The sequence below is a fragment of the Gramella jeungdoensis genome, assembly GCF_023805255.1.
Taxonomy (GTDB): Bacteria; Bacteroidota; Bacteroidia; order Flavobacteriales; family Flavobacteriaceae; genus Christiangramia; species Christiangramia jeungdoensis.
On record NZ_JAMSCK010000001.1, the window covers coordinates 818,767 to 843,809 of the forward strand.

Here is a 25,043-nt window from a genome sequence, read left to right on the forward strand (position 1 = left end):
TGGGAAAATCCCTTGGTGACAAGTATAAACCGGGAGCCTGCAAGGGCAACCGCCTACTCCTATAAAAATATTGAAGATGCCCTGGGGGGAAACAGGGAAAAAAGCCGTTTGAAGATGCTCAACGGTAAATGGGATTTTCGATATTCCGTTAACCTAGAGGAGGCTCCAAAAGATTTTTACAAAAAGGAAGTTCAGGGCTGGGATAAGATAGAGGTTCCTTCAAACTGGGAGCTTAAAGGTTATGATATTCCTATCTATAAAAGTGCCGTTTATCCTTTCAGGCCTATTAATCCGCCTCATGTTCCCGCAGATACCAACGGAGTGGGTTCATACCAGCGAAAGTTCGTAGTGCCTGAAGAATGGAATGGCCAGAATATCACTCTTCATTTTGGCGCTGTGAGCTCGGCCTTCAAGGTCTGGCTGAACGGTGAATTCCTTGGATATGGTGAGGACAGCTTTCTTCCTTCCGAATTTAATATCACTCCTTATCTCAGGGAAGGTGAAAATTTACTTTCTGTCCAGGTCATGCGGTGGAGCGATGCTTCCTATCTGGAAGACCAGGATCACTGGAGGTTAAGCGGTATCCAGCGTGAGGTCTTTATTATGGCCGAACCGGAATTACATATCGACGATTTTTTCTACCAGGCCAAACTTGATAAAGATTATAAAGATGCGCTCTTTCAGCTTAGGCCTGAAATGGAAAACCTTACCGGTGATACCATCAGGGACCATAGCCTGGAGGTTCAGTTATATGATGCTGAAAATAAACCTGTGTTTGAAAAAGCTCTGGATACGGTGGTCTCGGCAATTATCAATGAATCCTATCCGAGACTGGATAATGTAAGGTTTGGGTTTTTCGAAAAAAAGATCTCCAACCCTAAAAAGTGGAGCCCGGAAGAACCTAATCTCTACACTATGCTTCTTATACTGAAGGATGGTGAAGGCAACATAACCGAAGTGAAGTCCTCTAAAGTAGGATTTCGTTCCATAGAATTTTCAGAGAAAGACAGTAAACTTCTTATCAATGGGAAGGAAACTTATGTGTATGGGGTGAACCGTCATGATCATCATCCCGTTCGTGGTAAAGCTCTCACCAGGGAAGATATTGAAGAAGATGTCAGGACGATCAAACGTTTTAATTTTAATCTTATACGAACAAGCCATTATCCTAACGACCCGTATTTCTATGAGCTATGTGATAAATACGGTTTGATGGTGATGGATGAAGCCAATCTTGAAACTCACGGTATTGGTGGTAAGTTAAGTAACGATCCCGAATGGAACTATGCTTATATGGAACGCATGACCAGGATGGTAGAAAGAGATAAGAACCATCCCAGTATCGTATTCTGGAGTCTTGGGAATGAGGCCGGCGAAGGTCCTAATCATGCTTCTATGGCAGGCTGGGTCCAGGATTTTGATATCACCAGGCCGCTTCATTATGAGCCTGCACAGGGAGATCCCCGGCAGGACGGATATATTGATCCCCGGGATCCCGATTATCCTAAGGAACATGCCTACAGGGTTGAGATTCCGCGTGATGAGCCCTACGTAGATATGGTTAGCCGGTTTTATCCCGGAGTTTTTACACCGCAATTAATAGTGGAAGAGGGCACGGATGACCGACCCGTGATTTTTGTGGAATATTCACATTCCATGGGTAATTCAACCGGCAACCTCAAGGAGCTTTGGGATGAATTTCGTTCGCTTCCACGCATCATCGGTGGATGCATCTGGGATTATAAAGATCAGGGGCTACTGAAGACCGATCCTGAAACCGGGGAAGAATTTTATGCCTATGGTGGTGATTTTGGCGAAAAGCTGCATGACGGTAATTTCAATATCAATGGAATTGTTGCTTCAGATGGCAGGCCTAAAGCCGCGATGTATGAGAATAAGTGGGTATATCAGCCTGCAGCATCTGAACTTATAGACCAGACCAGAATAAATATTAAGAACCGGAATTCGGTTCAGAACTTATCGGTTTACGATGCCGTTTTAACCTTGCTGAAAGATGGCATGGTTGAAAAGGAAAGAACAATGGATCCTCTGGATGTAGCCGCAGGAAAGGATACGATTATTAACATCGGATCTTTTTTACCAAAATTGAAAAGGGATGCGGAATATTTGCTGAATATCGAATTCCGGCTAAAGGAGGATAAGCCCTGGGCAAAAAAAGGATATCCCGTAGCTACAGATCAGTTTATACTGCAGGAAAAACCTGAGATCACACCTGATCTCAACTATAAAGGAACTTTGGAAATTTCTGAAAACCCGGAAAAAGTTGAGATCATATCAGAAGATTTTCAAATTGCATTCGATAAGACGAATGGAGCGCTGAATTCATATCAGTATAAAGGGAAGGAGCAGATATTCGCTCCGCTTCTCCCAAATTTCACTCGCCCGTTGACCGATAACGATCGCAAAGGCTGGAAGCCTCATGAAATCCTGAAACCCTGGTATGAGGCATCCCCTGAATTAAAAGATTTCCGTATTCAAAAGAAGAATGGAGAGATAGAGGTTACCAGTGAATATAATGTTGTAAAAGATAGTTCCAGGGTGAGTATCAAATATATTATTCAGGCTTCGGGGATCATTAAGGTGGATTATCATCTCAAGGCTTCAGAAGCTCTGCCTAATATTCCTAAAATTGGAATGCAAATTGGAGTACAGGAAGAATATGATATGGTTTCCTGGTATGGGAAAGGGCCTTTGGAAAATTACATCGATCGTAACCACGGTTTCTTAATTGGTAATTATACTTTAAAACTGGATGATTTTATTGAGCCTTATGTAAAGCCGCAGGAGAATGGCAACCGAACCCAGGTTCGCTGGATGGCTTTAACCAATCGGGAAAAGGATAAAGGCCTGCTGGTGGTTTCCCGGAATAAACCCTTAAATATGAGCGCATGGCCCTATACTCAGGAGAATCTGGAAGAGGCAGAGCATACTACCGATCTAAAGGACTCGGGCTTCAATACTTTGAATATTGATCTTCTACAAATGGGCATAGGTGGAAATGACAGCTGGTCTCACGTAGGGCAGCCTATGGAAAAATACCAGATTCCTTCAGGAAATTATAATTACAGTTTCTATCTTATTCCTTTCGGTCAAAATGGAGATTTAGACACTGCACTAGAAAACTTCGGTTATTAATGAAGAAAAAGGACATCCTCTTTATAGTTTTACTGTTTGGAATTTTTACCATACAACCATTGTTCTCTCAGGAAGGCGATAGAGCTTACCAGAATTCTAAACCCTGGGTTTACTGGTACTGGATGCAAAGTGCATATTCTAAAGAAGGTATCACGGCCGATCTAGAAGCGATGAAGGAAGCGGGAATCGAAGGTGCCTATCTTATGTCTATAAAAGGTCCCACCGATCCTCCTCTGATAGATCCGCCCATCCTGCAGTTGAGTAAGGAATGGTGGGAGTTGGTGGAATTTGCCATTGAAGAGGCTAACAGGCTTGACCTTCAGATCGCCATGCATGCATCAGATGGTTTTGCGGTTGCCGGTGGACCATGGATCGAGCCCAAACAGTCCATGCAGAAAGTGGTTTGGACCGACACTATAGTTGAAGGGGGAAATAAAATTGAACTTCAGTTGAAGCAACCTGAAACCCATGAAGGTTACTATGAAGAAATTACCACTTTTGCCATTCCGCAGAAACAAATGGAGATAAATTCTGAGCAGCTTCAACCTGAAGTGACTTCTACTTTAGAGAATTTTGACGCTTCTTTTCTTACTGATCCAGGTAAGGAAAATGAATTCAAATTATATGAAAAAGGTTGGGTGCAGTATGAATTTGATGAGCCATTTCTATGCAAATCCCTAACCATCGAAAGTAAAGGGGTGAACTATCAGGCTCATCGTTTAAGGCTTCTGGTAAGTGAAGATGGAGAGAATTTTAAGGATTTGGGCAGACTTACTCCGCCGCGTCACGGCTGGCAGGATTATGGAATTCCATATACTCATGCGGTGGAACCGGTAAAGGCTAAATATTTCAGGTTTGAGTATGATCCTGAAGGAACCGAACCGGGTGCCGAAGATCTTGATGCGGCAAAATGGAAACAGTCCTTAAAAGTAAGCAGGATCGTGCTCTCCAATGAGCCGAAAATTGATAATTACCAGGGAAAATCTGGTCTTGTTTGGAGAATAAGTCCGGCGACAGAACAGATCCAGGAACAGGATTTTATCGAAAGGGAGGAGATGATCAATATTTCTGATCATCTTGATGAGAATGGAAAGCTTACCTGGAACGCACCTGGCGGTAACTGGAAAATAATGAGGTTTGGTCATACTTCCACCGGCCAGGAAAATGAAACTGGAGGCGCGGGAAAAGGTCTTGAAGTAGATAAATTCAATCCTGAAGCCATTAAATTCCAGTTTGAGAAATGGTTCGGGAAGGCCGTTGAGGTCGCTGGCCCTGAACTTGTTCCAGAGGTACTTAGCATTTTACATATAGATAGCTGGGAAAGCGGAAGCCAGAACTGGTCACCCGTTTTCAGAGAGGAGTTTAATAGGCGCCGCGGATATGACCTGGTGGAATATTTACCTGTAATGGCTGGAATTCCTCTTGAAAATGCTCAGACTTCAGAGCAGATCCTGTATGATGTAAGAAAGACAATTTCAGAACTGATAGTAGATAATTTCTTTGGAACCATGGCCGAAGAAGCCGGGAAACTTGGGATTAAGTTCAGCTCAGAAAATGTGGCTCCCACGATGGTAAGCGATGCTCTTATGCATTTTAAAAATGTGGATTATCCGGGGGGTGAATTCTGGTTAAGAAGTCCCACCCATGATAAACCGAATGATATGCTTGATGCCATTTCTGGTGGACATATTTACGGAAAGAATATAATTCAGGCCGAAGCCTTTACCGAATTGCGCATGGACTGGGATGAATATCCGGGTAATCTTAAACCCATGGCCGACCGAAATTATGCGCTTGGCGCCAACCGCTATTTCTACCATGTTTTTGTTCATAACCCCTGGATAGATCGCAAGCCGGGCATGACCCTGGATGGGGTTGGATCTTATTTTCAAAGAGACCAGACCTGGTGGAAACCAGGGAAAGCCTGGGTGGAATATTGCCGCCGAGTACAATATCAGTTGCAAAAAGGAACACCGGTTGTGGACCTCGCGGTTTTTACCGGGGAAGAATTGCCTTCACGTGCAGTTCTTCCGGACAGACTTGTACCTTTTATTCCAAATGTCTTTGGAGAGAAAAGGCTTGAATCTGAGAGATTACGATTGAAAAATAAAGGTCAGCCCACTGCAAAGGAACCAAAGGAGGTCACTTACTCAAAGAATCTGACCGATCTTTCAGACTGGATAAATCCATTGAACGGTTACAAATATGACTCCTTCAATCCTGATGTTTTGATTAACGATGCAAGGGTAGTGAACGGGAAAGTGAAATTTCAGGGGAATATAGAATATGGCGCGTTACTTTTTCCCGGAAGTCGGAAAATGTCGCCCAACCTAATGATGTCTCTTGAAGTAGCTGAAAAGATCCTGGAGTTGGTACAAAATGGAGCCACGGTTTTTGTGGCGGAAAAACCTCAGAGGATATCCGGTTTTTCAGAAGATCCTGACAAAAAGCTTTGGCAGGATATCATTGATGAGTTATGGAGTGGATATGAAAATTCTGCTTCCGAAGAATCTTATAATGCCTGGAGTATAGGAAAAGGAAAGGTAATAGAGCTTCCCTATTTGGGAAGTGATTTTAAAGAGATTGGTATAGACCCCGATGTTCTTTTTCCCGGGCTTGACAAAGAGGAAGCAGAGAGCATAGCCTGGAATCACAGGAATTCCAAAGAGGAGGAGATCTATTTTTTCTCCAATCAGGAGGCTGAAGAACGAGAGGTGAAAATATCGATAAGAGCCGGCGGAAAAATTCCCTTTTTATATGATCCTGTTACCGATGAAACATTAAAACTCAATACCTGGGAGAAAGAAGAGGGACGAACCGTGTTCTCTTTAAAATTCAGTAAAAATGAATCCCTTTTTATTCTTTTAAAGAAAGAAGATGGTGAAGAGTCTTTGGAAAATGGAAAGAACTGGAGATCATTCAGCACTGAAAAGGTTTTGGATGAGAATTGGAAAATCCAGTTCGATCCCCAATTTTATGGCCCTGCTTCAGAGATATCCGTAGATAAGTTGTTCGACTGGAGTGAATCAGATAATGATAATATTAAATATTATTCGGGAACAGCAGTTTACTCTAAGACCTTCCGTTATAGAGGAAAAACAAATGATGTCTGGCTTAACCTGGGAGAAATTGGAGATATGGCAGAGGTTATTCTTAACGGAAAGGAGATAGGAGTGATCTGGACATCTCCTCATCGAATCAATATTTCTAAAGCCTTAAAAAGAGGAAAGAATCACCTGGTAATAAAAGTTACCAATACCTGGAGAAACCGGTTGATCGGTGATCAGCAGTTACCAGAGGAGGAGAGGTTAACCTGGACAACCGCTCCTTACCGCCTGGATGGAGAAGAATTATTAGAGGCCGGTTTACTGGGGCCGGTAATGATCGAAACCTCTGAATAGCACCAATAGTTTTCCATGAAAGAACAGGATGCTTATTCCTGTAAGTTTAGAGAAATTGGATAGCGAGAATTAATCTCGTTATCCAGATGGAAAGAATTACAGCACATTATTTAATAGAGACTCCCTATAAGCTTGAAGATGCCGCGGCAGTGCTTGCCGGGGAACAGTCTAGCGGGACCTTTGTTTCAGTTCCCGGAGAAACCGAGGAGCTGAAAGCACGCTTTGCTGCAAAGGTTGAAAATATAGAGGAACTTGAGACGGTTTCAAATCCCAGTATTCCCGGGGATTCAAATAGTTCTTCTTATAAAAGAGCCAGGGTAAGTGTATCCTGGTCTATTGAAAATTTCCAGTATAATATCCCTGCTTTGATATCTACATTACAGGGTAATCTCTATGAATTAAGGCAGTTTACAGGATTAAAACTTGATGATTTTGATTTGCCTTTATCTTATTCTGAAAAATTTCGTGGACCTGTTTTTGGCGGCAAAGGGACTAAAGGTCTTGCAGGGGTGGAAGAAGGCCGTCCCATGATAGGAACCATTATTAAACCCAGTGTGGGAATGACTCCTGAAAATACTGCCGAAATAGTAAAGGAACTTCTTAAGGCTGGTATCGATTTTATCAAGGATGATGAACTTATGGCTTCAACCGCCAATTCGCCTTTTGAAAAGAGAGTTAGCCTGATAATGAAGGAGATCAATAAATATCAGGATCGAACCGGAAAGAAAGCGATGTATGCCTTTAATATTTCAGGTGATCTGGATACCCTGAGGTCTAACTATGAAAGCATTTTGAAACACGATGGCAGCTGCGCGATGATAAGCATTAATAGTGTGGGCTGGGCCGGCGTAAAGGCAATTGCAGATTTAGGTGAATTATCGATTCATGCACATCGCAATGGCTGGGGGATGCTGAACCGGCATCCGCTCCTTGGAATCAATTTTCCTGCTTATGCCAAACTATGGCGACTCGCGGGAGTAGATCAGTTACACGTGAACGGTATCCGAAATAAGTTCTGGGAGTCTGATGAGTCGGTGATCAGGTCTATAAAATCCTGTAGCGCGGAGTTTTTAGATTATAAAGATCTTTTGCCAGTGGTTTCCTCGGGTCAGTGGGGAGGTCAGGCTTTTGATACCTATAAATTTACGGGCACTACCGATCTTCTTTATATGGCCGGAGGCGGGATCATGGCTCATCCTTCAGGTCCCGGTGCCGGAGTAAGGGCATTAAAACAGGCCTGGGAGGGAGCAGTCTCGGGGAAAACCCTTGAAGAAACCGCAAAAAAGTATAAAGAGTTTGCCGAGTCGGTTCAAAAATTTGGAAATAAGAACTAATGGCTGAAACTGATAAACTATTACTGGCTTTTTACGGTGATGACTTTACCGGTTCTACTGATGCTCTGGAATTTATGACCAGGGCAGGAGCCAGAACTGTATTGTTTCTGAAGCCGCCTTCAGCCGAAGACCTTGAAAAGTTCGGGAAGCTTGACGCCCTGGGAATTGCCGGACTTACCCGGTCTATGGAACCAGCTAAAATGAAAGAAACCCTGGAGGAGGCTTTTCAGAAAATTTCAGAGCTCAACCCCAGGTATGTTCATTATAAGGTTTGTTCCACCTTTGACAGCTCTCCCGAAATAGGAAATATTGGGGTGGCAATGGAGTGTGGCTTAAAGCATTTTAAGAACGATTTTATCCCGGTGCTGGTTGCCGCTCCTAATTTGGGACGATACATGGCCTTTGGAAATCTCTTCGCTCAGATGGGAATTGGCAGTAAAGGAGAAATTTTCCGGCTTGATAAACATCCTTCTATGGCTCAACATCCAGTGACACCTTCCAAGGAGGGAGATCTGCGTGACCACCTGGCTTTGCAATCCCCGCTGAAATCCGGATTGGTAGATCTGCTGGATCTAAAGTTGCCATTCGAAGAAATTCAGGAAAAACTCCGGAAACTTATCGATGATCATCAGGTTATATTTTTTGACGGGGTCTATGAAGAGCAGATGAAAATCATAGGAAGGATTCTGGATGAATCGGCAGATCAGGATAAACCCCTGTTTTCGGTAGGTTCATCTGGAATAGGAAAAGCTTTGGGAGATCACTGGCAGGAAGAAAAGATTCTGACAGAGACTTTGGAATGGAAAGAACTTGAAGAAGTAAAACCCCTGCTTGTGCTTTCTGGAAGCGTAAGTCCTGTTACGGCTTCACAGATCGAATTTGCCTTAGAGCATGGGTTTCGGGAAGTGGAGATAGCTCCTGAATTCCTGTATGAGCAGGAACCTGACGTTTCAGTTTATTCCGATAAGATTTTAGGATTATTGAATGAAGGCAACAGTGTGATCTTACATACCTCGAAGGGTCCTGAAGACCCAAGACTAAAAAAAACCAGGGCTATTACCGAAGAGCTTGGCTGGGATTCTCAGAGATCACGAATGGAGCTTCCCCGATATTTTGGAGGTTTCCTGGGAAAAATCATCCGGCAGGTTCTAACGGGAAAATCATTGCAAAGGCTTGTAATTGCAGGTGGAGACACTTCGAGCTACGCAGCCCGTGAACTGGGTATCAATGCCGTGGAAATGATAGCTCCCCTGGTGAAGGGAGCTCCGCTCTGCAGGGCTTATGCAGAGAATTCGCCGGTTGACGGCATGGAGATCAATTTAAAAGGAGGGCAGGTTGGAGCGCCATCTTATTTTGTGGAACTGCAAAATGGCAGGTTGAATGATAATTAAAAATTTAAAAGATCAGTTATGAGTAAAACGTTAGGATTGATACATACATCGGCCACCTTGGTGCCGATCTTCGATGATTTGGTAAAGAAATATCTTGCCGATAAAGACATCAAAGTATTTAATATCGTAGACGACAGTCTTATCAAAAATACTATTCAGCGAAATAAACTTACACCAGATACGGCCAGGAGAGTGGTAGATTATGTGGGCTCTGCTGAAGAAGCCGGGGCCGATTACATCATGGTAACCTGTTCTTCCATTGGTCCGGCAGTAGAAGCTTCAGAATTGCTTACTTCCATTCCCGTACTTAGGGTAGATCGCCCAATGGCCGATAAAGCCGTGGCTGAAGGAAAAAAAATCGGTGTGGTGGCCACTTTATCCACAACACTTGAACCTACAAGTGATCTGGTTAGAAGAAGAGCACAGGCTGCAGGTAAAGAGATAGAACTTACCTCGAAACTTTGTGAAGGCGCTTTTGAAGCCCTGATGGGGGGAAAACCTGAAGAACACGACCGCAAAGTGGCCGAAGCTTTAAAGGAACTTTCTGAAAAAGTAGATGTGATCCTTCTTGCGCAGGCATCCATGGCCCGCGTAGTAGATCAGCTTGATGAAGCAGATAAGAAGGTGCCTATCCTGGCGAGTCCGCCGGTTGCTATGAAATACCTGGCCGATAATCTCTAGAATGACTAAAATATACAGCTACGCTTTATGGACGGGCTTTGTTGCTCTCGTCATTACTCTTCTGGTTTGGATTTTGGGTTATACAGGCCTCATTCCTCCCCTAACAGTATTTACAGCTGTTAGCCTGGCGCTTGGATTAGGTTCTGTTCACATCCTTAAAACTTATCAGTACACTGCATGGATCATTGTGGCGATAATCTGTGGAATGCTGTATCCTGATGCCTTTCTGCACTGGGGTGATTTTGACCTCAGGAATAAATGGGTGATCCTCATCGTGGTCCAGCTGGTGATGTTCGGAATGGGAACACAAATGAGCCTGAAAGATTTTTCAGGGCTCAGAACTATGGGAAAAGCGGTCCTAATCGGGCTGGTATGTCAGTTTTCCATTATGCCTGTAATAGGGTTTCTGCTGACCCTTGGTTTCGATTTTAAGCCTGAAATAGCCGCTGGGATCATACTCATAGGTTCCTGTTCCAGTGGACTGGCTTCCAACGTCATGGTTTATCTGGCCAACGCCAATCTTACACTGTCTATTACGTTAACAGCAATGGCTACCCTTATAGCTCCGGTGATGACTCCATTTCTTATGAAACTTCTGGCGGGAACTTATGTGGAAATTAACTTCCTGGATATGTGTTTCCAGATCATCAAAATAGTGATCGTTCCAATAGGTGCGGCTTTGCTTTTTGACGGGATGAGAAAAGGCTCGGCAGGTTTCAGAAAGACCGTAAATATGCTCACATTAATATCCGCGGCCTGGTTACTTGCAATGATATTCGGTTTCTGGAATTTCTGGGAATCTCAAATTAGCGGAGTGCCTCTTGAAATAGTGAGCTTGATAAACTTTTTACTGGGAGCTATTCTCTTTGGAAATCTGTATTATCGAATTTATACTATACTACCGAAGATACAGGATTTTATGCCGTTGGTTTCGATGTTTGGGATCATTTATTTTACGACTGTTACCACAGCAGCCAGTCGGGAAAACCTTCTTGCCATTGGTCTTTTCTTATTGCTGGCTTCCATACTTCATAATTCTTTGGGTTATACCCTGGGTTACTGGCTGAGCAAATTATTCGGAATGGATGAGAATTCTTCCAGGACCGTTGCCCTCGAAGTCGGGATGCAAAATGGTGGAATGGCTTCCGGACTCGCAGGAGTAATGGGGAAACTGGCGACCCTGGGACTGGCAGCCGCAGTATTCAGTCCGTGGATGAATATATCAGGATCACTCCTTGCAAATTACTGGCGGAAAAGAAGACCTGAAAAAGCTAAAAGCAGTAAGGTGACAAGACGGTGCAGGATGGTTTAGCTTCGATATTTCATAATTTTAAGACGAATTATCCTTCAGTAAAATGAAATTATATAGAATAGTATTGATTTTCACGTTCCTGTTATGCTCAATAACAGGTTTTTCGCAGATAAAGTTTCCTGCGCTTTTTTCTGACAATATGATACTTCAGCAGCAAACCGAAGTTCCGGTCTGGGGCTGGGGTGATAAGAATGCAGAATATGAAGTGCAGACTTCCTGGATTCAGGAATCATATTCGGTAAAAACTAATAATTCCGGAAAATGGCAGGTAAAAGTAAGTACTCCTAAAGCTGGCGGGCCATTTTCGATAACCGTCAAAAATAATGATCAGAGTAAAACCATTAACAACGTCATGATCGGAGAGGTATGGTTATGCTCGGGTCAGTCCAATATGGAAATGCCGCTAAAAGGATTTCCTGGTCAGCCCGTTTCAGGAGGAAATGAGACTATAGTGAAATCTTCCAATGATGATATAAGGCTGATTACGGTTCCAAGAGATTCAAAAGTTCAACCTAAAAATGACTTTGAGGGAGCATGGCATGTTGCCAGCCCTGAATATACATCCGATTTTAGTGCAACCGCCTGGTATTTTGGATCATTGTTGAATGACGTTCTGGATGTTCCCGTTGGCCTGATACATGTTTCTTATGGCGGTTCCAATGTCGAGGCCTGGATGAATGCTGAAATGCTGAAGGATTTCGAAAGCATAAATGTTCCCGAAACCCCGGAAGATATTGACGAACCTAACAGAACGGCAACCGCCTTATATAACGGAATGCTGTCTCCAGTGATAAGTTATGGTATTAAGGGAGCCATCTGGTATCAGGGGGAATCTAATTATGACCGGCCATTTCAGTATAAGCAGCTTTTTAAAAAAATGGTGAGCAGCTGGCGGGAAATTTGGGATCAGGGAGAATTCCCGTTCTATTTTGCCCAGATCGCACCTTTTGATTACAGCGTTTTCACTCCCGATACCATCGTAGAAAAATATAATTCTGCATACCTCAGAGAATCCCAGTTAAAAGCTTCCCATGAAATTGACAATTCGGGGTTGGCGGTTTTGATGGATGTGGGTGAAAAAGATAATATTCATCCTGCACAGAAGAAAAAAGGAGGTCATCGTCTGGCCTATCTGGCTCTGGCAAAAACTTATGGACTAAAGGGTTTTGAGTTTCAAAGCCCGGAGTTCAATGCTATGGAGATCAAAGGGAGTACGGTAATTGTTTCCTTTGATAATGTTCCCAACGGTTTAACTTCTTACGGTAAAGAGGTGACCGGGTTTCAGATCGCAGGAGAGAACAAGGTTTTTTATCCTGCTAAAACAGTGCTTAGGCGTAAGTCTGTAATGCTGTCTTCTCCTCATGTAGAAAAACCTGTAGCGATAAGATATTTATTCAAAGATTATGCTGAGGCTGAACTCTTTAGTAATGGCGGTTTACCGGTATCATCTTTCAGAACTGATGACTGGTAAAATAAAAATTCAAGTTTGAAACATATTTTTACAGGCATATTATTTTTAACGGTTCTAAGTCTGCCGGCTCAGATCCCTGAACTTGCCGACTATAATCCCGTCTGGACCACACAAAGCGAAAATAGTTCGGAGTCTATGCCGGTTGGGGGTGGTGATATTGGGATGAATGTGTGGGTGGAAAATGGAGAGGTCTATGCTTATTTTTCCCGAAGCGGCACCTTTGATGAACATAATACTTTTTTAAAACTGGGTAGGCTTAAACTGGAACTTGAGCCCAACCCGTTTAAAGATAATAAAGGTTTCCGGCAGGAACTTGTTCTTGAAGATGGCTATATAGTTATTGAACAAAACGGAACAAAAGTGAAATTCTGGGTAGACGTTTTCGATCCGGTGATTCATCTCGAGGTTGAAAGCAAGAAAAAGCTTGAAGCCAGGCTTTCTTATGAAAACTGGAGATATAAGAACCGGGAGGTAAAAGGTCGCGCCAATAATGCCAATTCTTATAAATGGGCACCGCAGGGAAAAATAATCACCTATGCCGATTCCATTAATTTTGACCGCAATGCTATTCTTTTTTTTCACCGAAACCGTGATACTACCGTTTTTGATGTTGCAGTGAAGCAACAGAAAATGCAAAGTGTAAAAGACCAGATGATGGATCCGCTCGAAGATCTCACATTTGGAGGGTTTATCTACGGAAAGAATTTCAGTCCTGACGGAACCTATAAGGGAACTTATCAGGATACCGATTTTAAAGCTTATATGCTGAAGAGTGATAAAGCCGTCTCAAAGCATCATATAAAAATTCAGTTACACACCAGTCAGCCTGATAAAATCAGGGAATGGAAAGACAGTATTACAAAAGCGGTTTCCGGTTATGCTGAGAAAGAGAAGACGGCCAGGAAGAAGTCGGTAGCTTGGTGGAATGATTTCTGGGATCGCAGTTTCATCTATACTCAACAGAACGATTCTACCCAGAAAGATTCGGTATTTCAGATAGGCCAGAACTATCAGCTTTTCAGGTATATGCTGGGTAGCAATGCCTATGGTACATATCCCACGAAATTTAATGGCGGCCTCTTTACTTACGATCCCGTTTTTGTAGATTCCACGCATACATTCACTCCCGATTTTCGAAACTGGGGAGGGGGTACCATGACGGCTCAGAATCAGCGACTGGTCTACTGGCCAATGCTGAAGAGCGGTGATTTTGATATGATGCCGGCTCAATTCGGGTTCTACCAGAGAATGCTGAGGAATGCAGAGTTAAGATCTGAAGTTTACTGGGGCCACGAGGGAGCCTCCTTTACCGAACAGATCGAAAATTATGGCCTGCCCAATCCTTCGGAATATAGCTGGGACCGGCCGGAAGATTATGATGCCGGTATGCAGTATAATGCCTGGCTGGAACATCAGTGGGATACGGTGCTTGAATTCTGTGCAATGATGCTGGACCAGTATTATTATGCCGGGAAGGAAGTTAAAGAATACCTGCCATTTATAATGAGCAGTCTTAAATTTTTTGACGAGCACTATCAATACCTGGCCGATAAAAGGGGAGCCAGAACATTTGATTCAAATGGGGATTTGGTGCTATATCCTGGTTCGGCGGCCGAAACTTATAAAATGGCTTATAACGCCAATTCTACCATTTCTGCGCTTAAGGTAGTTTGTGAAAAAATGCTCGATTTGCCGGAAGATCTTCTTTCAGGTGAACAGAGAGAATATTTAAAAGAACTGCAGGAAAGAATTCCACCATTGAATTATAGAGAACTGGAAGGTAAAAAGGTTCTTGCACCGGCAAAAAGCTGGGAACGAATCAACAATACAGAAGTGCCACAATTATATCCGGTGTATCCATGGGGAATCTATGGAATCGGCAGACCTGGTCTGGAAACTGCCCGGAATACCTGGAAACTTGATCCTGATGCCATAAGGTTCAGGAGTCATGTGGGATGGAAACAGGATAATATTTTTGCAGCAAGACTGGGGCTTACCAGCGAGGCTGCAAAATATACCAAGCTTAAACTGGCAAATTCAGGCCGGAGGTTTCCGGCTTTCTGGGGTCCCGGTTTTGATTGGGTGCCAGATCATAACTGGGGCGGCTCAGGAATGATCGGCCTTCAGGAAATGCTGCTTCAAACTGCAGGGGATAAGATTCTCATTTTCCCGGCATGGCCAAAGGACTGGAATGTGCATTTCAAGCTCCATGCCCCCGGAAATACCGTAGTAGAAGTTAAGTTGGAAGATGGCCAGGCTAAAATAATTGAAGTGACACCGGCTGATAGGAAAAAGGATATAATCAATCTTTTTAATGCTTCAGAAGCTGAGAAATTGAATTTAAAAATAATGACGAATGAATTATAAACATATTAGCAGACCCACATTAATATTACTTGGGATATTCATGTTAGGACTGGGAATTCAGTGTGAATCTCAAAAAGAGCAACCTGAGTTTAAAACCCTTAAGGTAGATCTGGATTTCGCCGGGCGTAGGCTGGATGAAGTGAATGATCCCTTATATGAATCATGGGTGATCGAAGAAGGTGAGGAAGCTCAGAAAGCATTTGATAGTACGAATATAGTTTTTAACGGTAATATTACTTCCAGCTGGTATAAAGCTGGGATACAGGCCCCTTATTATGCACAACTGGTGAATGACGGGCTGGTAGCCGAAGGTGCTTTGGAAATGAAAATTTCAGGACTTCCCGAAGGTCAGCACACGCTTCTTAGTTTTCATAATACATTCGATAGTCCTGAAGCGAGAAGCTTTGCCCCGGTAAATATTTACGTGAACGGAGAACTTGTAAATACTGTGGAGCCTTCTAATAGAACCGATGCCACCATTAATTCTGCAATGTCCTTTATAAAATTTGATGTTAAGAAGGGGAAACCGGTTACTATCCGTTTCGAAGCCGATCCAGATGCCGGAGTAGAAAATGAAATAGTTGTATTGAACGGGTTTGAACTGGACGGGCCTAATATGATGAACCAGGCACGTAGTCCACAGCCTGAAAATGGTGATGAACATGTGATGATGGAAGAAGGCATTAGTCTTAAGTGGGATTCTCCGGAAGGAATAAAAACACACAAACTTTATTTTGGAAAGAACAGGGATGAGGTAGAAAGTGCCAACGAAGATTCCGATCTTTTCAAGGGAGAGATCAGTGAGAATCAGTTTGAAGTGAAAGATCTCTATTCTATGGACACCTATTACTGGCGTGTAGATGAGATAGATGAAGACGGGGAGATAACCAAAGGTGATGTATGGTCATTCAAACCGGCCCAGCTTGCCTTTCCAGGGGCTCAGGGATACGGAAGATTTGCCATTGGTGGCCGTGGAGGAAAAGTAGTGGAAGTAACAAATCTTGATGATAGCGGCCCTGGAAGTTTACGTTACGCTGTGGAAGAAGTGAAAGGACCAAGAACTATCGTTTTCAGGGTTTCAGGAAATATTGAACTGAAATCGAGACTAGTAGTTGGAGATCCCTATGTTACTATCGCAGGCCAGACCGCTCCCGGCAAAGGAATAACTATTTCGAGAGCTCCTGTAGGACTTACGGGGGATGACGGGATCATTCGCTTTTTACGGGTAAGGATAGGTGCCGGAAGAACTTATGACGGGATGGGTCTCACCGGAGCAAATCATAGTATTATTGACCATTGTTCCATTAGCTGGACCATAGACGAATCTTTCAGTTCGCGTGGTGCCCATAATATCACACTTCAGCGAACACTGATTTCCGAGGCTTTGAATGTCGCGGGTCACAGTAAATATGAAGAAGGAAAAATGCATGGATATGCCGCCACCATTGGAGGTGATATTGGCAGTTTTCATCATAACCTTTTAGCTCATAATTACGGCCGAAACTGGAGTATGGGAGGTGGTCTTGACGGGAACGGTTATTATACCGGCCGCTTGGATATTAGAAATAACGTTGTTTACAACTGGGGTCACAGAACAACCGATGGTGGTGCCCATGAAGTGAATTTTGTGAATAATTATTACAAACCGGGACCGGCAACCTCTTTATTCTTTGCCCTTACAATGCAACATGAAGGCGTTGGTTTAGGTTCACAAAGGGCCTATTTTTCCGGTAATATAATGCCGGGAACTTTTGATCTTTCAAATCAGGAGGAAGGAAGAAGATCTGTTATCACTAATAATGAAAAAGTAGATTATGAAACTTTTGTAGATGAACCTTTCTTCCCGTCCTATGTAGATACCCAACCAGCAAGAGTAGCTTATAAAAGTGTGCTGTCTGATGTCGGTTCCAATTTACCACTTGATGAACACGATAAAAGGATTATTCGTGAAACACTTGATAGCACCTTTACCTACAAAGGGCGTATTAGCAAGCTGGGCGGAATGATAGATACTGAACAGGATGTAGGAGGATGGGAGGACTATCCGGAAGAAACACGCCCACAAGACTGGGATTCCGATCATGACGGGCTTCCCGACTGGTGGGAAAAAGCCAAAGGTTTGAATATAAATTCGGCAAAAGGCGATTTTTCTGATTCTAACCTGGATGAAGACAGGGACGGCTTCACAGAACTTGAAGTATACCTGGGCTGGATGGCCCATCCACATTATATTTTAAATAAAGGAGAAGAACTGAGATTAAAGGCCGAAGATCTTTTTAAAGGCTTCACCAAAGATCCAAAATATTCCGTTTCCAGTAAAAATGCTTCGATTGAAAACGGAGAGATTGTTTTTTCTTCCGAAGAAGAAGGATTGACAACTATAGAAGCAGAAGTGACCGATAAGGCAGGGGATAAAATGAGCCGTACAATAAACATTTTTATAAAATAAGAATACCATGAGAAAAGGATATATTTCATTATTGATTTTTATCGCCACAGTAACCTGTTTCGGGCAGGGACAGGGTCTGGTAGGGAACGGCGAAAGCCCATACGCTAAATTACGTAGTGTGGGACTGGCAGATGTGTCATGGCAGGATGGCTTCTGGAAGGAACAGTTTGATGTGGAGGTCAATAATACACTTCCATATATGTGGAAACTTTATCATAACGAAGAGGTTACGCATGCCTATCGGAATTTCGAGATCGCAGCCGGACTAATGAAAGGGAAGCATGATGGTCCTTCTTTCCATGATGGTGACTTTTACAAGGTTTTTGAAGGTATGGCGGCCGTATATGCCACTACGAAAGACGAGGAGCTGGACAAACAGATGGATGAAGCCATCGCTCTTATCGATAAGGCTCAGCGTGAGGATGGTTACATACATACGCCAGTTATTATTGAAGAAAAATGGGGTACGCTCGGGGAAGAATATTTAAAACAGCAACTGGGCTTCGAAAAATACAATATGGGTCATTTAATGACGGCGGCCTGTGTACATTACCGTGCGACCGGTAAAACTAATTTCCTGGAGGTAGCTAAAGATGTTACTGATTATCTGTATGATTTTTACAAGAAAGCTTCGCCGGAGCTGGCTCGTAATGCGATCTGTCCTTCCCACTATATGGGCGTGGTAGAAATGTATCGTACTACGAAAGATCCAAGATACCTGGAACTCGCCCAAAACCTTATCAATATAAGAGGAACCACGGAAGATGGTACCGATGATAATCAGGACCGAATTCCTTTCAGGGAGCAAACGGAGGCTATGGGGCATGCCGTAAGAGCAAATTACCTGTATGCCGGAGTAGCCGATCTTTATGCCGAAACCGGGGAAGAGAAGCTGCTGGAAAACCTAAGCTCTATCTGGAATGATGTTGTATATCGGAAAATGTATATCACAGGAGCCTGTGGAGCTTTGTATGATGGGGTTTCACCAGACGGAACCTCCTATAATCCGGCCGTGGTTCAGAAAGTACACCAGGCCTACGGCAGACCGTATCAGTTGCCCAATGCAACCGCACACACCGAGACCTGTGCGAATATCGGGAATGTTCTATGGAACTGGCGAATGCTTCAGATCACTGGCGAAGCGAAATATGCCGATGTTGTTGAGCTGGCTTTGTATAACAGCGTGCTTTCGGGAATAAGCCTGAAAGGAGAGGAATTCTGTTATAATAATCCGCTGAATGTTTCAGAGAATTTGCCCTTCGAGCAAAGATGGGGGAATGAAAGACAGGGTTATATAGCACTTTCCAACTGTTGTGCTCCTAACGTGACACGAACCCTTGCCGAGGTGAATAATTATGCCTACAGTCTTTCGGAAGAAGGCCTGTACATTAATCTTTACGGAAGCAATAGCCTGAAAACAAATACAAAAGATGGAGGATCTGTAAAGATCAGTCAAAAGTCCAATTATCCCTGGGATGGTGATATTACCCTGGATATTCAAGAAGTCCCTGATGGTGATTTTGGAATCTTCCTCCGGATCCCGGGTTGGAGCCGTAATGCAGAGATACATGTAAATGGTAAGGAATATAAAGCAACCGCCAAGCCTGGAAGTTATCTTCAACTAAATGAAAACTGGAAAAAAGGAGATAAGATTCAGTTGAAATTACCAATGCCTGTAGAACGTATGCAGGCAAACCCCTTAGTGGAAGAAGCCAAAAATCAGGTAGCTATAAAAAGAGGACCCCTGGTCTACTGTCTGGAAACTGAAGAGGAAAACTCCTGTTATAGCATCAATAATATACTTCTGGATATAGATTCAGATTTTACATCCGAAAAAGAAAGTATAGACAATCGTAACATTTTAGCCTTAAAAGCTAAAGCTTTCTGTAGAAATGAGAATTGGGATAATGTCCTATACAAACGCATGGATTCTGATTCCAGGGAAAAAGATTTTAGTGTAAAACTGGTTCCTTATTATGCCTGGGGTAACCGAGGATACAACGAAATGACAGTTTGGCTACCTTATTAAGAAAATCATAAATACTGCACTCAAAGTTTAATAATTTGTAAAAATTTGTCTCAATATTTTTGCAAAGCAGTATAGTGCAGGATACCCCCACAACATATACTAGGTATATTTAAACATGAATTTAAAAGACACATAGAATTAACGCAATCGATTGAAAAATTAATTTTTAAAAAAGCAAGCTAATTAACTAAAATTAACTATTAACAAAAGAGAATTACGTATGAAACAAGGAATTACAAGACTATACGTACTGCTGATTTTTGCATTTGCAGGAATTACTGCTCATTCCCAGGATCTAAGTGATCAACGCACGATTACAGGGAATGTTGTTGACAATGCCGGGGAAGCAATTCAGGGAGTAAACGTAATAGTAAAAGGAACTAATAATGGTGTGGTGACCGATGAAGAAGGTCATTATTCAATCAGGGCATTCGGAACAGATGTTCTTACTTTTTCATTTATAGGAATGAAAACAGTTGAAAGACAGGTGGGGACTGAGTCTAATATTGATGTTACTATGGTAGAGGACAGTGAGCAACTAGATGACGTGGTAGTTGTGGGGTATGGTGAACAAAAACGAGAGCACCTTACCGGAGCTGTGGAAACGGTTGATATAGAGGAGATTAATCAATTACCAGTTGGTGATCTGGGAACAGCATTATCTGGAAGAATTCTGGGGGTAGGAGTCTCAGGTGGATCTACCAGGCCAGGAACAGCGGCACAATTAACAATTAGAAATCCAATTACCTTATCTAAGGATGGTGGTGATCTTCAACCGTTATATGTTATCGATGGGGTGCTACAGTTGGATGCTCAGGGTAGAAATGATAATTCTTATTTTAATAGTCTGGATGCTTCAGAAGTAGAAAGTATCTCTATATTAAAGGATGCTGCAGCGGCAGTATATGGATCCAGAGCCTCTAATGGAGTTGTTGTGGTTACAACTAAAAGAGGTAAAGAAGGAGCGCCAAGATTTTCATACTCAGGTTCTTATGGTATAAGTGATGAACAGCAGCGTACTGAAGTATTGAATGCTTATGAGTATGCTCAGTATTATAATATTTTAAATGGTCCTAATGGAAGAGATAGAGATCCAAGCGAGGAAAACAGTTTCTTTTCTCAGGATGAATTGGAATATTTTAGAAATAACAGTTACGACTGGCTTGAGGATGCCTGGTCTTCTTCAACAACTCAGAGACATACCCTTAACGTAAGTGGAGGTAGTGATCTTGCCACTTATTTTGGAGGTGTTTCTTATTATACACAGGACGGTAATCTTGGGCCTATTGATTATGATAGATTCACCTTTAGAGCGGGAACCGATGTTAATGTTGCTAATGGTTTAAATGTTGGGCTGCAATTGTCGGGTAATTTTACAAATGAAGACAGAGTGTTTAGTAAAATTGGAGGTGAGAACCCGGAGAACGATTATCGTAATCTGCTTCTTGCTCCTCCATACTTACCGCCTTATGTTAACGGATTCCCGGTAAGGCTTCCTAGTGCAGGTAGTAGAGAGGCTTATCATTATTATGAGATACAGAGACTCGGTAATACCACCCACGACCGCTCAAATGATATGCGTATAAACCTGGATGCTGAATATGCAGTTCCTTTTGTTGAGGGATTAAAACTTAGCGCCAGGTATGGACGTAGCATGGGACATTCGAGAAACAACCGTCTGGGAACTTTCTATAATCTGTACGAAATTGTTGATAGAGGAGGCGATAATCATCATATATATGAGCAGGGTACAGTTGGAGATCCTCGCAGGTTTGAAAACGGTAACGAAATACGAAAGTCTAATATTACTTCACTGTTGGAACAATTCAATGGTACCATATCGTATGCGAATGACTTCGGAAAACATAGCGTAAGTGGATTGTTTTCTATGGAACGCTCAGAATCTGAAGCTTTTCAGGAAGATGCAGCTATTGATGATCCACTTCAGGATTCAAACGGAACTTTTAGAACAGCCTTTGGTGCGCCAAACGTTAGAGATTTTACAAATGAAGCAGGTTCATTATCATATATTGGTCGTTTAAATTATCAGTATGATGATCGTTATCTATTTGAATTCTTATATAGGACTGACGCATCCACTAAATTTGCACCAGAGAATTATTGGGGTGATTTCTATTCATTATCTGCTGGATGGATCCTTTCTCGTGAAGATTTTTTCACTGCAGACTGGGTTGATTTCTTCAAAATTAGATACTCAGTTGGTTTACTTGGTAAAGATGATACAAAGCCATGGTTATGGAGACAGCGTTATACTTACCAGTACGGAAATGGTATCGTATTAGGCGGAGGTGGTCCTGTAACTGTTGGTGTTAAGGCTGAAGCATCACCAAACAGGGCGGCTACCTGGAGTGATGACTTTAAAAATAACCTTGGATTCGATGCTAGATTCCTTGATAACCGTTTAACTTCTACCATTGAATTATTCTATAATGAAGGAACTAATATCCTGCTCGAAAGAATTGGTAATGTGCCTTTCACAGTAGGAGGTACTTTGGCTGCAGAGAATTTTGCTGAAGTGAATTTCTACGGATATGAGATTGGTGTTGGTTGGAATGACAGAATTGGAGATGATTTTTCATATGGAATTGACGCCAGGTTCTCATGGAACGATAATAAGATGAAAGTAGGGAACTTCAATGATGAGGACATATTGAAACCATGGTTCGCCAAGCCTAATGAATCTACAGATTTTGGAGTTTATGGATATGATTATCTTGGGATGTTCGAAGATCAGGATGAGATTGATGCTTATGTAGAGGAATATAACATTCAGGAAGTATTTGGTACTTCTGTAGATGATCTTGAACCCGGAACTTTGTATTATAGAGACGTTAGAGGTGAATACCTTGGGGACGGGGAATTTGCAGAGCCAGATGGAATTATCGATGAGAATGACCAGATCAAACTTGCAGATAAAGAGCAGAACCATTATGGTTTTGGAACAACTCTGAAATTCCGATGGAAAGATTTAAGCTTCAACGCAGTTGTCGCAGGGTCTTTTGGCGGTTGGAGTGAATATGCAGCTAAGGATGCCCTTAATAGTAATATTGCAAGGAACTTTAGTAATCTTCCAAAAGACTGGAATGATATTTATGATCCACAGTTAAATCCCGATGGAACAATGCCTAATCCAGCCTTTACTAATATTAATTTCAGGAGATCTCAGTTCTGGGAACAAAGCGCCTTTAGTATGGCGGTTAGAAATGTCACGTTAGGATATAGGCTGCCGCGTACAGTAAGTGAGTCGCTAAATATTGAAAATGCGAACCTTAACTTTACGGCTCTTAATCCTTTGAATCTTTATAATCCTAATGATCACTTCAATAATTTCGGAAACTGGCAAAATTATCCGGTATTGAGAACCTTTTCTTTAGGTTTAAACGTTACTTTTTAAAAAAAAAAAATATGAAAATGAATATAATTAACAGAACAAAACTTATTGCCTGTGCGATGATCGGTCTCGCGGTAATGAGTTGTAGTGATGATTTTCTTGAGGAAAAGAAAGACTTTTCAGGAATGAATGAGGACGTTTTTGAAAATTACGAGACCGCCTCGGCTTATGTAGATTATACCTACCGACAGTTCTTCCCTGGAGGTGGACAGGCACCAGCCTGGTGGGATATCGCCAGGGCTGATGATCTGGTAAGGACAAGTGATGAATCTCCTGGACGAACCAGATGGAACCAGGTGTGGGCGCAAATATCTCCTGTCAACAACCATGCTATGGAGTATATAGGAGAGCGTATAAGTACAAGTTTAAGAAATTACACTTATACGAGAATAAAGTCGATAAATTTATTTCTTGAAGGCATTGATGGACAGAATGGTATATCAGAGGAAGATAAAAACCACCTTAAAGGACAAATGTATTTCTGGAGAGGATGGCAGTATTTTGATCTATTAAGATTTTATGGAGGCGTGCCACTGGCTCTTGAACCTTTGAACCCAATTGTAGAAGGTGGAAACAATCAAATCCCTAGAAGTACCTCGGCAGAGACCCTGGAACAGGCGCTTTCAGATCTTGATACGGCAATAGAGTTACTACCGGGTCGCTGGCCAGATGATCAATGGGGTCGTATTACCAGCGGAGCTGCCGCTGCAGTTAAGGGTCAGGCACTTACATTATGGGCTAGCCCTCAGTTTAACCGAAGTGATGATACCCAAAGATGGCAGTTAGCCTATGATGCTAACGTTGAGGCAAAAAATATTCTTGAGTCAAATGGTTTTGGAATGTGGCAGGGTGAATGGGACGAAATGTGGTTAACTGAAGTAGGAAACCCGGAAGCTGTCATCATATATGGTTATAATAACGTAACTACAGAAGATCTTGATTTCTGGAATGGTCAGGAGTGGACTTCGAGATCCCGGGACGCCGGCGGATTCCCATTCTTGGTTCCAACTAAGAATACAATGGATTTCTTCCCAATGGCCGATGGTAAGCCAATAGGAGAATCACCAAATTATGATTATGATCTTCAGAAATTTTACAAGAATCGTGATCCAAGATTCTATGCAACTTTTGCTTATAATGGATCAAGATGGCCTTATGCCGAAGATGAAGATTTTATCTCTTGGGAATACAGATGGTATGAAGATGAAGACACTAGCGCGAACATTCCTGGAGAAGTAACAGGTGACGGTTTTAAACCTGCCGGGATATATATTAAGAAATGGACCGATCCTAATGCATCTAGTGATAATAATTTTAGAAGGAGTGGTACAGACTGGATGGAGTTAAGATTCACCCAGGTACTTATGAATGTCGCTGAATCTGCCGTAGGTATTGGCAGACTGGATGAGGCAAAACAGATCCTGATGCAAATACGTGAAAGAGCCGGAGTAGAAAACTTAGATGGTCAGTATGGTTTGGCTGATGTTAATGGTAGGGATGAGCTTTTTGGAGCTATTCTTAAAGAAAGAGCGATAGAGTTTGCCTATGAAGGTAAGAGACATGATGACCTAAGAAGATGGTTATTATTCAATGACGATTATGGTACTGTAAGCCGTTTAGGTTTGGAGCCAATTAATGGAACCAGAAGACAGGGATTGGTGTATGTTGCTCTGGATGAAAGCGGTGAGCCTTACGTAGGGGATGAAGATCCGTTCTTAGGCAGTGATGCACCGGTGGTACCACGTGAGCCTGAGACCTATCCTGAAGGTATTACTTCTCATGAAGAATATTTGGATTATTTATATGAAAATTACTTCGAAGTAAGAATCAAGGATGATATGGATCCTACAGATTTTGAATTTACCTGGTATAATGAATATTATTTCTACGGTTTCCCTCAGGATGTAATGGATAGTGCTCCATACCTGGAACAAACCGAAGGCTGGGGAGGAAGTTTTGATCCCCTCGCCGGAGAACTAGATTACAGCAATTAGCCAGAAAGCTGCCACCGTGAACCGGTGGCAGCTTTTAAATTTTAGC

12 protein-coding genes are annotated in these 25,043 nt (G+C 42.5%); all 12 read left to right on the forward strand.

Annotated elements, in window-relative coordinates:
• Window positions 1-15 precede the first annotated feature (15 nt).
• The 12 genes from NE848_RS03735 to NE848_RS03790 all read left to right on the forward strand — a co-directional run bounded on the left by NE848_RS03735 (window position 16) and on the right by NE848_RS03790 (window position 24,997).
• Window positions 16-3,156 (forward strand): glycoside hydrolase family 2 TIM barrel-domain containing protein, encoded by a 3,141-nt coding sequence (locus NE848_RS03735; RefSeq protein WP_252110868.1) that lies wholly within the window; start codon window positions 16-18, stop codon window positions 3,154-3,156.
• Entirely contained in the window at window positions 3,156-6,557 is a 3,402-nt protein-coding gene (locus tag NE848_RS03740) for a glycosyl hydrolase (protein WP_252110869.1), read from the forward strand. The genes NE848_RS03735 and NE848_RS03740 overlap by 1 nt, the downstream gene beginning before the upstream one ends.
• 86 nt (window positions 6,558-6,643) lie before the next feature.
• Window positions 6,644-7,891 carry a ribulose-bisphosphate carboxylase large subunit family protein gene (locus NE848_RS03745; protein WP_252110870.1) on the forward strand — a complete coding sequence of 416 codons (1,248 nt, stop codon included), beginning with the start codon at window positions 6,644-6,646 and terminating at the stop codon, window positions 7,889-7,891.
• Window positions 7,891-9,282, forward strand: coding sequence for a four-carbon acid sugar kinase family protein (locus tag NE848_RS03750; RefSeq protein ID WP_252110871.1), 1,392 nt, complete (start codon window positions 7,891-7,893; stop codon window positions 9,280-9,282). Before NE848_RS03745 ends, NE848_RS03750 begins: the two co-directional genes overlap by 1 nt.
• A gap of 18 nt (window positions 9,283-9,300) precedes the next feature.
• The gene (locus NE848_RS03755) at window positions 9,301-9,963 is read left to right on the forward strand and encodes an aspartate/glutamate racemase family protein (RefSeq protein ID WP_252110872.1); all 663 of its coding nucleotides are present in this window, start codon (window positions 9,301-9,303) and stop codon (window positions 9,961-9,963) included.
• Window position 9,964: 1 nt separating this feature from the next.
• Window positions 9,965-11,275, forward strand: a complete 1,311-nt coding sequence (locus NE848_RS03760) for a bile acid:sodium symporter family protein (protein ID WP_252110873.1) — start codon at window positions 9,965-9,967, stop codon at window positions 11,273-11,275.
• 43 nt (window positions 11,276-11,318) lie between these two features.
• Complete coding sequence (locus NE848_RS03765) at window positions 11,319-12,746, forward strand: sialate O-acetylesterase (RefSeq protein WP_252110874.1); 1,428 nt, start codon at window positions 11,319-11,321, stop codon at window positions 12,744-12,746.
• A gap of 15 nt (window positions 12,747-12,761) precedes the next feature.
• A complete protein-coding gene (locus tag NE848_RS03770) occupies window positions 12,762-15,113 on the forward strand; it encodes a DUF5703 domain-containing protein (RefSeq protein WP_252110875.1) in 2,352 nt (783 codons plus the stop codon).
• Complete coding sequence (locus tag NE848_RS03775; protein ID WP_252110876.1) at window positions 15,103-17,562, forward strand: pectate lyase family protein; 2,460 nt, start codon at window positions 15,103-15,105, stop codon at window positions 17,560-17,562. Before NE848_RS03770 ends, NE848_RS03775 begins: the two co-directional genes overlap by 11 nt.
• Window positions 17,563-17,569: 7 nt before the next feature.
• Window positions 17,570-19,591 carry an aceric acid hydrolase gene (locus tag NE848_RS03780; protein ID WP_252110877.1) on the forward strand — a complete coding sequence of 674 codons (2,022 nt, stop codon included), beginning with the start codon at window positions 17,570-17,572 and terminating at the stop codon, window positions 19,589-19,591.
• A gap of 220 nt (window positions 19,592-19,811) precedes the next feature.
• The gene (locus tag NE848_RS03785) at window positions 19,812-23,006 is read left to right on the forward strand and encodes a SusC/RagA family TonB-linked outer membrane protein (protein WP_252110878.1); all 3,195 of its coding nucleotides are present in this window, start codon (window positions 19,812-19,814) and stop codon (window positions 23,004-23,006) included.
• 17 nt (window positions 23,007-23,023) lie between these two features.
• Window positions 23,024-24,997, forward strand: a complete 1,974-nt coding sequence (locus tag NE848_RS03790) for a RagB/SusD family nutrient uptake outer membrane protein (RefSeq protein WP_252110879.1) — start codon at window positions 23,024-23,026, stop codon at window positions 24,995-24,997.
• The last annotated feature ends 46 nt before the right edge of the window (window positions 24,998-25,043 follow it).